General features: G+C 46.8%; 10 protein-coding genes. All 10 read right to left on the reverse strand.

Going from position 1 to position 15198, the window contains the following annotated elements; genetic code table 11:
* Positions 1 to 2 precede the first annotated feature (2 nt).
* Complete coding sequence (locus tag AC59JO_RS02565; protein ID WP_497303183.1) at positions 3 to 1592, reverse strand: sodium:solute symporter family transporter; 1590 nt, start codon at positions 1590 to 1592, stop codon at positions 3 to 5.
* Between the two features lie 8 nt (positions 1593 to 1600).
* Positions 1601 to 2680 (reverse strand): Gfo/Idh/MocA family protein, encoded by a 1080-nt coding sequence (locus AC59JO_RS02570; RefSeq protein ID WP_497303185.1) that lies wholly within the window; start codon positions 2678 to 2680, stop codon positions 1601 to 1603.
* 2 nt (positions 2681 to 2682) lie between these two features.
* A complete protein-coding gene (locus tag AC59JO_RS02575) occupies positions 2683 to 3396 on the reverse strand; it encodes an L-rhamnose mutarotase (RefSeq protein WP_497303187.1) in 714 nt (237 codons plus the stop codon).
* Positions 3393 to 5315: a hypothetical protein gene (locus AC59JO_RS02580; protein ID WP_497303189.1), complete on the reverse strand. Its 1923-nt coding sequence runs from the start codon at positions 5313 to 5315 to the stop codon at positions 3393 to 3395. The genes AC59JO_RS02575 and AC59JO_RS02580 overlap by 4 nt, the downstream gene beginning before the upstream one ends.
* 10 nt (positions 5316 to 5325) lie before the next feature.
* Positions 5326 to 6210: a sugar phosphate isomerase/epimerase family protein gene (locus tag AC59JO_RS02585; RefSeq protein ID WP_413669068.1), complete on the reverse strand. Its 885-nt coding sequence runs from the start codon at positions 6208 to 6210 to the stop codon at positions 5326 to 5328.
* Positions 6207 to 7613 (reverse strand): alpha/beta hydrolase family protein, encoded by a 1407-nt coding sequence (locus AC59JO_RS02590; protein ID WP_497303191.1) that lies wholly within the window; start codon positions 7611 to 7613, stop codon positions 6207 to 6209. Before AC59JO_RS02590 ends, AC59JO_RS02585 begins: the two co-directional genes overlap by 4 nt.
* A 163-nt stretch (positions 7614 to 7776) precedes the next feature.
* Positions 7777 to 8907, reverse strand: a complete 1131-nt coding sequence (locus AC59JO_RS02595; RefSeq protein WP_497303193.1) for a sialidase family protein — start codon at positions 8905 to 8907, stop codon at positions 7777 to 7779.
* Positions 8908 to 8914: 7 nt separating this feature from the next.
* Complete coding sequence (locus AC59JO_RS02600) at positions 8915 to 9640, reverse strand: DUF3826 domain-containing protein (protein WP_497303195.1); 726 nt, start codon at positions 9638 to 9640, stop codon at positions 8915 to 8917.
* Between the two features lie 12 nt (positions 9641 to 9652).
* Complete coding sequence (locus AC59JO_RS02605) at positions 9653 to 12406, reverse strand: alpha-L-rhamnosidase (RefSeq protein ID WP_497303197.1); 2754 nt, start codon at positions 12404 to 12406, stop codon at positions 9653 to 9655.
* Positions 12407 to 12409: 3 nt separating this feature from the next.
* The gene (locus AC59JO_RS02610; RefSeq protein WP_497303199.1) at positions 12410 to 15196 is read right to left on the reverse strand and encodes a glycoside hydrolase family 2 protein; all 2787 of its coding nucleotides are present in this window, start codon (positions 15194 to 15196) and stop codon (positions 12410 to 12412) included.
* Positions 15197 to 15198 lie beyond the last annotated feature (2 nt).

Genomic DNA, 15198 nt, shown 5'->3' on the forward strand with positions numbered 1-15198 from the left:
TTTTAATGTCCGTTGAAAATGAGGTATAAAGCGATCATGACTATCGAGAGCAGCAACCAGGCTATTTTTACACGTCGGGTAGGTTTAGCGGTATTATGTATTTCCGATAGGGTTGCCTGGTAAACCGTAGGCGCGTTGGCAAACAGCGAGATCAGAACAGCCGAAACTGCCAGGAAAACAAATATGAAAAACGACAGCATCAGGTAATGCGGCCAAAAGCTGTACTTAGCGGATGGCAGCACCCATAAATACACCACGCCCGTACCCAAACTAAAGGCCGAGCCAGCTGATAAGATGACATTTACCGCTTTGCGGGTGGTGCGTTTCCAGTAAACCGTAAGCAGGAAAACCACAGCCAGCGGCGGCGCGATGAAGCCCAATACCGATTGAAATACATCAAACAGGTTAAGGCCTTTAATGCTGTCGATAGCCAGCGCCATGCCTATCGCAAACAGGCAGCCGGCAATTACGGTATAACGCCCAACCCTGATGAGGTCTTTATTAGTGGCCTTGGGGTTGATCTTTTCGGCATAGATATCCATGGTAAATACTGTGCTCAGCGAGTTGAGCGATGAGCCTATGGTGCCTACCAAAACTGCGATCAGCACTACGATAACCAGCCCGTTCATGCCGGGCGGGAAAAGGTTGGTGACCATAGTCATATAAGCCAATGCAGGATCGCTCAGATGCGGATAGAGGATAAAACACAGAATACCGGTGAGTATAAACAAAGGCAGCGACAATATTTTGAGCCAGCCAATAAAGTTAACGCCAAGCTGCCCCTGCTCCAGGTTTTTAGCCCCGAGCACCGATTGTACCATGGCCTGATCTGTACAGAAAAAAGCCACAGCCGATACCGGGTAACCTAACAAAATGGCATACCATGGATATTTAACATCACTTGCAGGATGAATGAGGTTCCAGTAATTTGCGGGCGTCTGATGAAATACCGCTGATAACCCGCCTGCTTTGTTTACGCCTAAAACAGTCAGTGTTAGTGACACGCCAATAAGCAGCAGCATTTGGAATACATTTACTTTGGCTATAGCTTTTAAACCGCCTGTAAAGGCAAAAAGCCCGGCGAATGATACCAGTACAATAACCGATTGCCACATTGGGATGCCCAGGATCTGCCTTACCAGAAATCCACCGGCAAACAGGCCAAGCGATAGCCACGAGATGAGCATTTTGATGAGCGCATACCATGCCAGGATATTACGGGTAGAATCACCGTAGCGGTTGCCCATAAACTCGGGCATGGTTGATACCTTGGCCGCGATGTATTTCGGCGCAAAAACCAACGCCAGCAGCATCAGGAACACAAAGGCATACCAATCGAAATTAACAGCCACGACGCCTGTGCTATAACCGATGCTTGCAAAAGCCAGCAGCATGGACGGCCCCACATTAGTTCCCCACATGTTAAAACCGATGCTTGCCCAGCCCAATGATTTATTGGCGAGGAAAAGCGTTTCGTCCGTTTTGTTTTTATTACCGAAACTGGCGCGATAACCGATCACCATTAAAACAACCAGGTACACGGCCACTACCGAATAATCCAGCAGTGTAAGTCGTGATACGATATTGCTCATGCCCAATATCATGCGCTTAACTCATTTACGGTTAAATTAAATTCGGTGAGGATGTCGTCAACCTTTACGGGTTTACCGCTTTGTAATGAACGATCCATAGCTTGCAGCAAGGCGATAGTGCCGATACCTTCTTTGATCTCCGGATAGGCTGTATAGCCCTTAGTGATGCTATCCGTAAAGTATTCGAGATAATTTTGATACTCACCGGCGTGGTGGCTTTTGCCCTCAAACCTGAAGTAATGTTTAAGCTTATGTTCCCAGGTAATGATGCGCTCTTCGCCGGTATTATCGGTGATGGCATAGCGCAGGTCCATATAATCACCCTGGCTGCAGCCTTCGGTTCCGCGTAAAATGCAGCTCATTTCACTGTCGCGGGTAACGGGCTGCACCGGGCCTGTATAACAGCCACTCACACGTGCAATGCGGCCATCCTTCGCTTTAAAAATAAAATGCATGGTATCCGGGTTCTTCAAGCCACCTTTAGCTCCGTTAGAACTTAGCATGCCGTAGCCCATCACCTCTTCAATATCGGGCAGGTACCAGCGGATAAAATCAACCGGGTGGCTTAAGCCCCCGTACAACCACTTAAAAGCCTGCTGTAACGACCAGGGCTTCTCTAAAAACCAACGGTGGTCTGCATGATAATAGGCCTCTACGGTGATCAAATCTCCTATCAAACCGGCCTCATAGTCTTTTCGCTGTTTCTTCATCGGCTCAAAGAAGCGGGAGCTTTGGCCTACAAATACTTTTTTGCCGCTTTGCTCAACCAATTCGAGCATCTCGGCAGCTTTGCTCAAATCGTCGATAAAAGGCTTGGTACAAACTACGTGTTTGCCGTGCAATAAAGCCTGTTTAATGTGTTCGGCATGGAGGTGATCGGGGGTGTAAATGGCTATGATATCTATTTCAGCATCATTGAGCAGGTCCTCATAATTGGTTGTATAACTATGAAAGTTGAACTCCTCGGCGCGGTGTTTGCACAATTCGATATTCCTGTCGCACACCATTTTCAATTCAAGCTTATCGCTTTTCAATACCGCCGACATGGTGCTGCGCCCTTCGCCTAATCCTAATATTCCTATTTTCATTTTTATAATGATCGTTTAGTGTCGCTGTTGTCTGTTACTTGTTTAAAAAATACCCATACCTCGCCCTTTCGGGTGCCGGGCACCCCTTCCTGGTATTTTTTCATCAACCTGTTCCAATCGTTTATCCGCGGATTATTTTCGATGGTTTTAGGATTGAGGTCGTCAAGCTTTTTCCCTTTCGGGATACTGATCACCAGCATCAGCCGGCGCCCGTTCCTGAACACCAGTAACTGCTGAAAGCCGGCATTACAAAAACCTTTAGAAACCTCGGGCCAGTTTTTAAACTGGCCGGCGTGATAATCGATATATTCCTGCTGCAGGCGCTCGTTGGCAACCAGGTTTGCAGTTAGTATGATGTTATCCCATTGCTTAGCAATACCATTTCCGCCGCAACGCAGAGCCCGGTTAAAATCATAAAAGGGGCTGCTATAAACCGTAACCTGGCATGAGGGATATGCTGCGCGAGCACTTTTTTGGATGGATGCTGCGTTTAAATGCTTACCATAAACAATGAGATGGTTATCCCAACGGTAAACAGCCGAAGCCGGTAGCCCCTGCTTACGGGCGATATTCAATAACGCGGTATAATTGAGCGAATTACCTTGCAGGCCCGTCACTTCAACAATAGCATAGGGGTTTGTAGCTGCTTTTACATAAAATGCAGGCAACAATAAAACCACCGTGAGCCAAACTATATATGTTTTTAATATTTTCATTCTGTTTTATGATTGATGGGTAGGTTATCCGGGGTTACCTTGCGATATTGAAATAGATAGCTATAAGGCCGTTCTATACCTGCTGATAGCTTTACACCATTATCAACCTGCGGACCGTTATTTTCCCAAACATTGCCGGGCCCGTTGGCGTTTTTCAGGAACTTATCGGCCGGGCACCAGTTGTTTTTAATGGTGATGTATGACGACCCCTCGTCGGTATACAGATAAAACCAATGCTGCGGATCATGCGCGTAGGGTGCTTTATAAATACTATCGACATAGTTATTACTGATCACCGAGCCAGGCTGTGCCGACAGTGTATAGATGCCGGCCACATCATACATATTGCGGGCGTAGTGATGAATTTTGTTGGCCGTGATGCGGTTATCGCCCATGGCGTTGGTGGTCTTTGTCCAGCCCCAGCCCATGCTGATGCCGGTGTAATTCACGTCGCAAACCTCGTTATGCGTTATGCTGATGCCTTTAACGTAACCTGCGCCAATACCAACGCATCCCCAATCTTCGTTGGTGGCATCGGTGATCAGATTATTGGCGATGGTATCATTGGTGCAGATCTCCCGTTTATCAGTAGGGTTATAAGGCAGGTGAACTTCCTGTGCTTCGTCAGAATATACACCGTCGAGAATTGCTGTACCGCCGATATCTTTGAATAGGCTACCTTTAACCACATTATCATGCGTGCCCCGCTGAAAATCCAGCCCGGTTGAGGCCATGTGTTCAAAACCACAGCCATCAAATGCGATGTGCGACGCATAAGCTACTTCAACCGCAGCTTTCGGTCTGCCCACCCATGCCTGGTTTTCCAGTCCTTTTTTATCCGGCGTGCCGGGAATTTTCAACTTGTAAGCATCCAGCATGTACATCCCGGCCTGGTGCGGAACCAAACCCGCTTTTGACGGACGAAGCCAGCTGCTATGCTCAAAACTGATATTTTTAAAACTGACGTAGCTAACCGGGAGGTCAATAGTGCCCTCCATTTTTACCAGTGTTTCCAGTTGAGGGACGGTAACAATGGCTGTTAGCAGATCCTCTCCTTTGTGCGGGATATAATAGATTTTATTAGCGATGCGCTCATGAAACCACTCGCCAGGATGATTTAAAAAACTGATCGCATTGCTGAGATAGAACGCTGAATTACCTGTTTTTTTGGAGATCCAGGGCGCCGGCCAGGGATGCTCGGACTGGATGCGACTTTCGGGCTGATAAAAAGATAAGCGGGTGCTATCCCCCATTACCTTAACAGCTTTAACCCGTAAAATAGCTATCGCCCACCATTGGTGAATAAACATTTCCATACCCTTAAGGTGGGAGGTATCAATAGAGGCCGACCATGGGATTACACATGTTTCGGTTTTGTGATCCCAGGACAGGATACGGTTCATGAGTGGAGCATCGGTATCGCGGGCACGAACTGCCTTTTCATTATTCACCCACAGCTGCCTGAATTGTAAGGGCTCATCGCCAATTATTGGCGCATCTGCTTCCCAAACTTTGCCTTTAGCCTCCGCAGGCAAACCGGGAATCACTGAAGTTGCTTTATGCCATCCTGTTACGGTAACACCGCCGCTTAAAATAGCTTTGCCTATGCCTTCACCTTCAATAAGGGTCGGGCTCTCGGCTGTACCTGAATCTTCGGGGCGGATAAATAATGGCTCTGCTAACTGGTAAACTCCCGCTAATACTTTGATATGGATGCCGCCTTTTATCGATGCATCATTTAACCGCCTCAGTTCACGGGCTTTTCTGATTGCCATGGCTACAGTTGCCAGCGGTTGCTGCTGAGTGCCGATATTTTTATCAGAGCCCTTTGGCGATACCCAAATTTCGGCCGCAAAAACGCCGCCTGTCAAAATAACATTTAACAGGAATATCAAAACAACTATGCGGCGGATGTTCATTTACGTTTTATTAGTTAGCCTGAAAAATTGATTTTACGTATGTGGTATTAGCGCTGAAATTCCACTTTACATTGCGTGGGTCTTTGGCATCGCGCGAGCGTTCAATGACCAGCCAACCCGTCCAGCCCATTTTATCCAAAGTGGCCTTTACCTGCTTCATGTTTATTTTGGGGTCATTTTGCAGCCAAACACCGTCATCATTGGTACAGTGGATCTGCACGATATAATTTTTGCCCAAGGTTTTAAGTTCGCCATCCAAATCCCGCCCGTTCCTGATGGCGTTTTCAAAATTGAAATAGCTTTTAATGGCCGGTGAGCCTATATCCTTCAATAACTGCAACTCGCCTTTGGCATCCAATGCGGTTTCAATGCCTATTACCACCCCGGCCTTTTCAGCAATTTTACCAACCTCCTTTAAGCGGGAAACAATAGCGGGCCGCAATTCAGGGTATTTTATCAGGTCGCCTTTTACGCCCATCGGCAAAAAGCCAACTTTAACACCCATTTGCTTCATGGTGTTGATACAATCGGTAACCGCCTTAACCGCTGTCGGCCGTTCGGCAAAAGATTGGGCGAAGAATCCGGTCATGCCCATGGATGGAATTTCGAGGTTCAGCTCTTTCGCCTTGTTCAGGAATACATTCCTTATCGAATCATTGGCCAGCTGGTTATCAAAAGTCTCCCGGTCGCCAAGGCCGCCCATATCTACTTCAACGCCGTCTGCACCGATTTCTTTAGCCAGTTGAAATGCACCTAACTTTTGCCGTTTGAGGATCATCAGATCAACAACCGCTACTTTATAGCGCTGCTTTGATGCGGTTTGGGCAACCGACGATGCGCCAAAAGCACACATCATCAACCCCATCCATAACCCCGAGATCAACCTGTATTTCATAACTTATTTTTTGTTGCCTGCGCAAATACTTTCTCTAACTGATCAAAACCTTTTATGGCATTGGCCGGGAGCTTTTCGCCCTTGTCACCAAACACATACATAGCAGGTTCTTTTTCGATAGTGACCTTTTGGTCATCAAAATTGCCGCTGCTGTCTTTAATTTTATTTAGATCTAACCGAAAATTCTTCGCCACGAAAGCGTACAATGCCGCCCGTTTTGAAGGGCCGAAATCGTGACCTTCATTGGGCAAATGCACATTCTCTACCTTATCCGTGGCACCGTAATAACCATACATTTTTTGGAGATAAGGAAAATCATGTTCGGGCATATTGGCTGTCCAGTCCTGCCCGTCGGAAATGAGCAGCTGAGGACGAGGTGCAGCCATAGCAGCTAATTCTACATTATCTGTTCCGTTGCCGCATTGATGGATAGGCATCCCGCTTTCGCAAGGGCATCCCCCATAAAAATAAGATGACACCGACACCACCGGGGCACTGAGTTTGATCCTGTCGTCCATGGCAGTCATCAAAACGGTATGGCTTCCACCGCCCGAGCCACCGCTGATGCCCACCCGTTCAGGGTCGGTTTCTTTAAGCGAAAGCACATAATCCAGGATCCGGATAGCACCAAGCGCCTGGATAGTTTGTGCCAGGCTACGGCGATGATCTTCATCCTTAAATTGCAACAAGGACTCGCCCCAGGCAAAAAGGTCATAGCTATAAGCCATTGCCCCCATCCGTGCCAGCGAGGCACAACGGATCTGGCAATCGGTACGGTACCGCTGGTGTTCCCAATGCCCGTCGGGACTTAAGATCACCGGGATCTTCCCTTTAATTTTGGACGGCTTATATAGTGAACCGTTAATGTACAAACCAGGCAGAATTTCAATGGCGATATTCTCAACCGTGTAACCGTCATAAGTCCGTTTAGGGGTGATGATTGGTTTTGAAGCCGGTTTGGCAGGCAGCGGCGATAGCTCCAAAGCTTTGTAAAGCTCGGGTTTCAGTATTGCCTTTCGTTGCTCCCAGGTATCACGGTCGTGGTATTGGGCGGCTATCCGGTCAAGCTCCTTCCAGCCATCGCTTACCGACCAGCGGAAGTATTCATATTCTTTGAGTTTGTACCTGCCGGGGGCTTCTTTGTTCACCTTCAGATCGAGCGGGGTAAGGATGTTGGCCAGTGTGCTATCTACATTTGGCCTGAACCGCCATTGTGCGTAGTTGACCCATTTACCCTCAACCTGCGCAGCGGTGTACTTGATCTTTACGTGGTATTTGTCCTGCACCTCATCAAGTACCTCCTTCAGCGTTTTCCTGTACATGGCATCCGTAGTTTGCTGCGCATGGGCGGCAAAACTCATCGCTGTGAGACAGGTTATCAGTATACAGATCAGTTTTTTCATCACTTTATTTTTTTGTAGAGACGCATCACATGCGTCTCCCGTGAGCAAGTTCATTGTAAAGCCGCCTGTCCTAAGGGAGACGCATGTGATGCGTCTCTACATTTAAACAAAAAGAAAGCGTCATTGCGAGGTACCTCGCAATGACGGTTGGATATAAGTTTAATTACAAATCCTTAGTTTCCCCCGTAGCCACCGGAGGCGTATAACCCTCCACCTTGGGCCAAACACCATCCTTTATTTCTTTTAACTCTAACTTTGAAGGATCAATAACCACATGCTTTATTTTTTGCCTGCGCCAGGTATACACCACATGCACCAAACCATCTGCTGATTGAATAACCGATGGATAAGAATACTGGCTGATAGGCGAATCCTCCAAAATCAAAGCCGCATACCAAGTAATACCATCTTTAGAAACAGCTACGTTCAATGGTGTACGCGCGCCCTTGGCTAAATTTCCCGGAGGCAAAACATGGTTATAAACCAGCAACTGGCGACCATCTTTTAAAGTCACCGCATCGGTACCAGAGTTATTATTGGGCAATGAAGTTTTCTCCAAAGCAGACCATGTTTGCCCTCCATCCTTCGACCATGTGCTTAATATCGCCCTATTCTGGCTGCGGCAAAGCGCCTGCAGCCTGCCATCTTTATAAGTTAAAATACTTGGCTGTATCGCTTTCATGTCCTTACCATCGCTGATGGGGCCTATCATTATCCAGTTTTTGCCAAAATCCTTGGTGGCCTCAAAATGCACCTGCCAGGCTTTGCCTTCGGTACTCACCGGACTCAACAACGTACCATTTTTCAATAACACCGGCTTGTTTTTGATAGGTCCTAAAAACCCCTCAGGCAAGGCCTTTTGCTCCGACCAGCTAATGCCGCCGTCTTTAGATGTTTTTACAAAACCCTTCCATTTCGCCGGACTCGGGCCTATTTTATAATAAAGCTGCAATTCTCCTTTAGGCACCTGGTATAGTACCGGGTTCCAGCAGGCATAGCGCAACGTATCATTCTGGATGCCGTTGGCAACGTTAACCCCTTCTGTCCATTTACCACCAACAAAACGGCTTACCCAGATACATACATCGGGGTTGCGCTCTTTGGTACCGCCAAACCATGAGGCTACAAGGCCGGTTGGTGTTTCAGCGATGGTTGCTGCATGACACTCGGGGTACGGCGCTTTATCATATATAAATTCGTCTTTCACAATGCCTTTACGCCATGGATTTTGGGCAAATACATTAGCTGTAAATAAGCAAGCCGCAGCACAGGTAAACAAGATCTTTTTTAACATCGTAGTATTATTTTTGAGTAGCAACCTTGTCCTTTGCAGCTTTATCAGCAGCCTTTTTTGCGATGATGGCTTTGGTATAATCGCCGTAGAGCTTGTGCCAGTTGCGGCCGTTGCTGTTGAGGTATTGCTCGTTCCTGGTTTTGTAGATTTCGAAAATGGCCGATACCTGCTTGATATTTTTAAAATCGATAGCCTGTTCTCGAGCCAGTTTCAGGTTAGCGAGGATTGCTTCTTCTTCAACTGGGGTAAGATTAGGGATGATAGATTTATAACCGGCCAGTGTAAAGGCCACTTTGCCGATGGTATATTTATCCAATACGGTTTCAACCTGTTCTTCAGTCAGATCATTACGTAAACCGGTCATCAGGTTTTCATGTACCGATTTTGGCAGTGATGAGTTGATGATGATCTGCCTGTCCATGGTGCTCAATGCCTTCCCGGTAGCAGGATCGATACCTGCCGGAACTGATTCGTATGAATGGTTGTTGTTCCAATCGCGGATGGCTTTGAGATGGGTTGCTATCACATTTTTTACGCGGGTAGCTTTTGCGGTATCAGTAAGGGATAATGAGGTTACCCAATCAATAGCTTTTTTATCCACTTCCGCATCGGCTTTGGCCTGCGCCTCCGGAGATGGAGCCGATTTAGTTACCTGTTGTTCCTGGGCTTTTAACGTGCCCGACAGCGATAGTAAGGCTATCAGCATTGCACCCGCCATGTTTATTTTTTTCATATCAATGTTGCTTTAATATTTTACTTCAAAATCATAATCACCCGAACCAATGCTGAGCACCGCCTTCCCATTGTCCATTTTCACCGGTTTAATATCTTTTATGGCTGATATTTTCTTCCCGCCCTCAGTCACATCATTCATATTCTTTGCGGGCACATAAACCAGGGCTGCACTGTTTGGCGGTACAGTAACATGCCAGTTAAAACTGCCCTTAGTATTAGTGTAACTGCTTTTTACAATGCCATAGGCTGTTTGGTACGAAGCGTTGACACTATCCAGCCCTTTGATAATCGCAGGTTGCATAACCGTTTCCTTAAAGCCTGCATTAACCGTTTTTATCCCGGCTATGTCCTGGTAAAACCAGGCAATCAGATCGCCCAATAGCATGATGTGGTTGCGGGAATTCATGGCAGGGTTGGCGGTATCGCCGTTCCATAATTCCCAGATGGTGGTAGCGCCCCGGTTAGCCATATAACCCCAGCTTGGGTAAGTTGTATTGGAAGCTATTTTCCAGGCCAGATCGGGGCAGCCAAATTCGGTAAGGCCGCGCATCAACCATTGGGTACCGATTACGCCAGTACTGATATGGTCATGGGCTTCGTTGATCTTAGCCACGATATTTTTAAATACAGTTTGTTTGTGGGCAGTTGGGGTGATCCCGAAATAAAATGGCAGCAGATTGGCCGTAACTGTATTGTTACTGTATCTTGATGTGGTTTTATCAAAATACCTATCATTAAATGCTTTACCAATATTCTGCCTTGTCGTAGCGAAAAATTGCGCATCAGCAGGTTTGTGCAACATGATAGCGAACTTTTGCATCAAGCCGGATAAATGATAGTAATAGGCTGTCGCGATCAGTTGCCCGTCGGTATTCAATGAAGAGTCTTTAGCGTGGATCAGTTCCGGTGATTCGGGGGGCACACACCAGTCGCCATATTTATCTTTGGTGACGATGTTGTTTTTCATGTATTTGACACGCATGTAATCCATCCATTTTTTCATGGAAGCATAATGCTTTTCGATGGGTGCTTTATCTGCAAACTGACGGTAAAGCATATCGGCCACCAGGATATAAGTGCCGGGCCAGGTCATGTTATCGCTGTAGTAATTCCAATAAGCGGGGGCAACATCGGGGATAGAGCCGTCGGCTTTTTGCGATTGCGCGATATCATCCAGCCATTTGGCGTAGAAATTACCGTTGGCAAACACAAAACTTTCACCCAGCGAGCCTACTGCCCTATCGCCAAGCCAGGGCATCCGCTCGTTTCGTTGAGGGCAGTCGACCGGCATGCCTTTGTAGTTGCTCAAAATCCCCCAATAAGCATTATGATAGATCTTGTTGACGATATCGTTAGATGTTTCAAAATGGCCAATGGTTGGCAAAGCATCATAAACCACCTGTCCCTCAAAATCTGCTAATTCGGGCTTACCGGGGTAACCACTGATCTCCACATATCTGAATCCATGATACACAAATACCGGATGCCATACTTCTTCCGCCCCGCCTTTAAGCGTATACACATCGGTTACTTTGGCATCGCGAAGGTTGGCCACATAAAGTTCATTATTGGGCTGTAAGGTTTCGGCATAACGAAGGGTCACCTTATCACCCCGGCTACCTTTCACCCGCATCTGCACCCAGCCAGCTATATTTTGCCCCAGATCCAATATCCATACGTTGGGCTTTAGTTGTTTTATGCTGACAGGTTTGATAGTATCCATCACCCTGATAGGTTCATTCATCTGCGCATCGAGCTTGCCTCCGGGGGCTTGTACCAGTTCGGCCTTAGACCATAGGCTGTCATTAAAACCTGGACTGTTCCATCCCGAAAACTCTTTGGTTGCGTCATATTCCTCGCCATCATATTCGTTATTGGTGCGGATAGAGCCATCGGCTGTAAAATGCCAGTTGTTATCACTTAGGATGGTTTGCTTTGTCCCATCGGTATATTCAACCTCCAGTTGCAGCAGCATTTTGGGGAAACCAAATTCCTTGATCTTTTTGGGTTTGTACTTTGGCCGCATAGTAAAATACCTGCCGTTGCCCAGCACCGTTCCGATGGCGTTACCTCCTTGCTTGAGGTAACCGGTAACATCAAAAGTGTTGTATTTAACTGATTGGGTATAATCGGTAGGCGGACCGGCCAAAACCTGGTCGCCAATAGGTTGGCCATTTACATATAACTCGTAGTGCCCAAGGCCAACGATGTAGACCGTAGCTTTTTTTATACCCGGCTTTAAATCAAATTGATGACGATAGTAACGTGCCGAAAGCCGGGAAAATTTAGAAACGCTATCCCAGGCAAATCCACGATCGCAACCTATCCATTTAGCTTTCCAATCTGTGGGATTTAAAGGACCGATAGTCCATGTTGCGGGTTTACTCCAGGTTGTTGCACCGTGGTTAGTCCACACCCTAACTTTCCAGTAACATGCTGCACGGCTGCCCAGTGGCTTACCCGCGTAGTTGATCATAATGGATTCAGCAGAACTTACTTTGTGCGAATCCCACAGGTCACCCTGCCCTGCTGTTAACTTTTCGGGAGACGAGGCTACAAGGATTTGATAGGCTACCTGGTTTGTATTCCGGGCATCGCTGGTGATTTGCCAGCTTAACCGGGGCTTTATGGTGCCGATGCCTGAAGGATTGCTCAGCATTTCGCATTTCAGGTTTTGTAAACCGATGCGGGCATCTGCATAGCAGTTGGCAGTCCTTAAAATTAAGCACGCCAACAAAATGAGATATGTGAACAGCCTCTTCATCCTTTATTTACCCGAAAAATCGAAATACAGGTTTAGCGACAGCGCATCTTCTATATTCCTGTCGTAATTAAAATATTGGTTCTTTTGCCCGCCGGGCCCCAGTTTTTCAGGCTTTTGCGATTTGGTGCCTATCGGGGTTATACCATGCATAAACGAGATATCGCCCGAAGGAAAGAGCGGAGCGGTATTGTATACGTTTTTAGGATTAGCCGGGGTAAACAGGCGCATAAACACATCCCGGCTATTACAAACAATGGTTACCGGCTGCCCGGTGGTTTGCAGCTTCATCCAATACAGATTGGAGTAATAGCCCTTAAACTCGGGATAAACGACCTTACCCTGCCCGGTTATTGTATTGTTGTAAGTTTTGTCCCACACACCCAGCGAAGTACCCTTCATCCGGTTTTTCCATACCCGGTAAGGACCATCGCCCATATAAGTAACGCCTTTGATCTCTTTTTCAGGGAAGGAAAAATTAACCCCCATCAGGGTGGCTTCTTCGCCAATAGGCCAGTATTTAACATCAAGCTGTACCCAACCCGATGGATAGACCGTCCACTTCAATAAAGGCTCGGATTTTTTGGGTGGGAATACCGCTTCCACAACCAGGTTATTGCCCTCATAACGGTAAGTAAGCTTTTGAAAGCCTGTTTGATCCTGCCCTTCTATTAATATTGGCCCGTTGTTAAAAGGAATATTCCCTTTTGCATTCTTAACACTAACCAAGATGCCTGAATTACGGTTAAAAGCAAGCTCAATGCCGTTACCTGTTTTAACATTGTACAATGAATCGGTTTCGGTAATTACAGCTTTGCTTCCTCCTGTTTTGGCGATGATCCGGTTAGTGATTTGATCGTGATTGCTTACCGGGAAGCTCCAGGTAAACAGCTCATGCTTATTCACATCAAATGCCGACACATACAATACATCGAAATTTTGCCAGTCTTTTGGTAGCTGCAACTGCAGGTTTCCATACTGTCCCGGCGCAACATCCGGCGAAGCAATGGTACCGGTTTTAGTTTTTGAACCGGCACCATTGAGCGTAGCCAGTTTATAGCTGAAAGTGCACTGTTTGAGATTAGTGTATGAGAACCTGTTCTCTAAACGCAGTGTACCGTTAAACGCCGGCGTGATTTCGCGGGGTTCAAGATATACCGGGCTCCAAATTTCTTTGATGGCGTAGTAGCTGCCTTCTTTTTCGTGATAAGGGCCGACAATGCCGTCGGGGCCGTGATCGCCATCACTGTCCAGTTCTCCGTTTTTATCGGTACGAACTACTGCTTCATCAGCAAAATCCCAGATAAAACCACCCGCCGAGATCGGAGTATGCCACATCTGTTTCCAGAAATCATCCAGTCCGGCACCGCCGCCGCCATCATATAAGCCATGCAAAAACTCGGTAGGGAAAAATATATCGTGGCCGTTGATACCAGTATTGGTGCCGTAATCATAATTGATATAATGCTGCGTATTTGTTCCGCGGAAGATGCCCCATGGGTGGATGAGCGGGCGTTTTTGAATGTCGAGCTCATCAAACCAATGATCGAGGTTAAAATTAAAACCACCCTCGTTACCATTATCCCAGATCACAATGGAGGGATGATTGATATCTTTTTCGATGAGTTCCTTAGTTAATTTTGAACCTACCACATCATCATAAGCATGATGCCAGCCGGTGAGTTCGTCCAATACAAAAAGGCCTAAGGAATCACATACGTCCAGGAAATGATCATCGGGCGGGTAATGCGACATACGCACCGCGTTCATGTTCATATCCTTCATCAGTTGCACATCTTCAATACTGATCTTTTTGCTAAGCGCCCTGCCTGTGGTTGGCCAAAACGAATGACGGTTTACGCCTTTAAATTTGATTTTTGCGTTGTTTACATAAATGCCGTCATGCTCCCTCAACTCAACCGTACGGAATCCGATGCGTTGTTTTACGGTATGAACAGGTTTGCCATTTTCATTCAGCGTAAACACCACATTATACAGATTAGGGAACTCCGGCGACCATAATTTGGGCGAAGTAATATGCGTACTGATATTAGCAACGCTATCCCCGGCATTAATCTTCACAGAAAACGCGGTGCCAAATTTTTGCCCGGCCAGCGTATAAACCTGCCCTGTTATGGTGCCGCTTTTTACAGATGCCAACTTTAGTTGGGCCTTTAAACTACCATTGGCCTTGGCATCAACCGCATAATAACTGATATGAGATTTAGGCGATGCCTCCAAAAATACCGGTCTGAAAATCCCGCCGAAGACCCAGAAATCCCCTTTGCGTTCGGCTGCGTTTACGGATGCATTGGCAGAGTGTTTGGATACTGTTACCTCCAACAGGTTCACTTTTCCGTAGTTGAGTAAAGCGCTAACATCATACTTAAAACGGTAAAATGAACCCTGGTGAATTGGCCCGGCCGATTTGCCGTTCAGCTTCACCTCGGTATCGGTCATGGAGCCATCAAAAACAATGTTGATAGCCTCGCCCTTCCATGACGCTGGCACCTTAAACTCATATTTATAAAGTCCTTGTTCCTTGCCTCTTAAGCTATCTTTTGCAAGGCCGTAATTGTATTTACCAAAGCCCTGAAACTCCCAGTTTGATGGCACCGGGATGGTTGTCCATTTGCCTGAATTATTGCCCGCAGTACAGAAGAATTGCCAGTTTACAGTATGGTCGCTCCCTGTACCCGACAGGAACAGCTTTTGTGTTTCCTGGGCACGGCTTACCGACCAGTTGATAACAAACAGCAAAACAATCCATATTTTAAAACAGGCAGATCTCATTA

The sequence above is a fragment of the Mucilaginibacter sp. A5337 genome (genome assembly GCF_059690695.1).

What these genes read in the sequence shown, in the direction of transcription:
- AC59JO_RS02565 (WP_497303183.1), bottom strand. Translation starts at nt 1,592, where the DNA reads ATGAGCAATATCGTATCACGACTTACACTGCTGGATTATTCGGTAGTG.
- AC59JO_RS02605 (WP_497303197.1), bottom strand. Translation starts at nt 12,406, where the DNA reads ATGAAGAGGCTGTTCACATATCTCATTTTGTTGGCGTGCTTAATTTTA.
- AC59JO_RS02595 (WP_497303193.1), bottom strand. Translation starts at nt 8,907, where the DNA reads ATGTTAAAAAAGATCTTGTTTACCTGTGCTGCGGCTTGCTTATTTACA.
- AC59JO_RS02610 (WP_497303199.1), bottom strand. Translation starts at nt 15,196, where the DNA reads ATGAGATCTGCCTGTTTTAAAATATGGATTGTTTTGCTGTTTGTTATC.
- AC59JO_RS02570 (WP_497303185.1), bottom strand. Translation starts at nt 2,680, where the DNA reads ATGAAAATAGGAATATTAGGATTAGGCGAAGGGCGCAGCACCATGTCG.
- AC59JO_RS02580 (WP_497303189.1), bottom strand. Translation starts at nt 5,315, where the DNA reads ATGAACATCCGCCGCATAGTTGTTTTGATATTCCTGTTAAATGTTATT.
- AC59JO_RS02600 (WP_497303195.1), bottom strand. Translation starts at nt 9,640, where the DNA reads ATGAAAAAAATAAACATGGCGGGTGCAATGCTGATAGCCTTACTATCG.
- AC59JO_RS02585 (WP_413669068.1), bottom strand. Translation starts at nt 6,210, where the DNA reads ATGAAATACAGGTTGATCTCGGGGTTATGGATGGGGTTGATGATGTGT.
- AC59JO_RS02575 (WP_497303187.1), bottom strand. Translation starts at nt 3,396, where the DNA reads ATGAAAATATTAAAAACATATATAGTTTGGCTCACGGTGGTTTTATTG.
- AC59JO_RS02590 (WP_497303191.1), bottom strand. Translation starts at nt 7,613, where the DNA reads ATGAAAAAACTGATCTGTATACTGATAACCTGTCTCACAGCGATGAGT.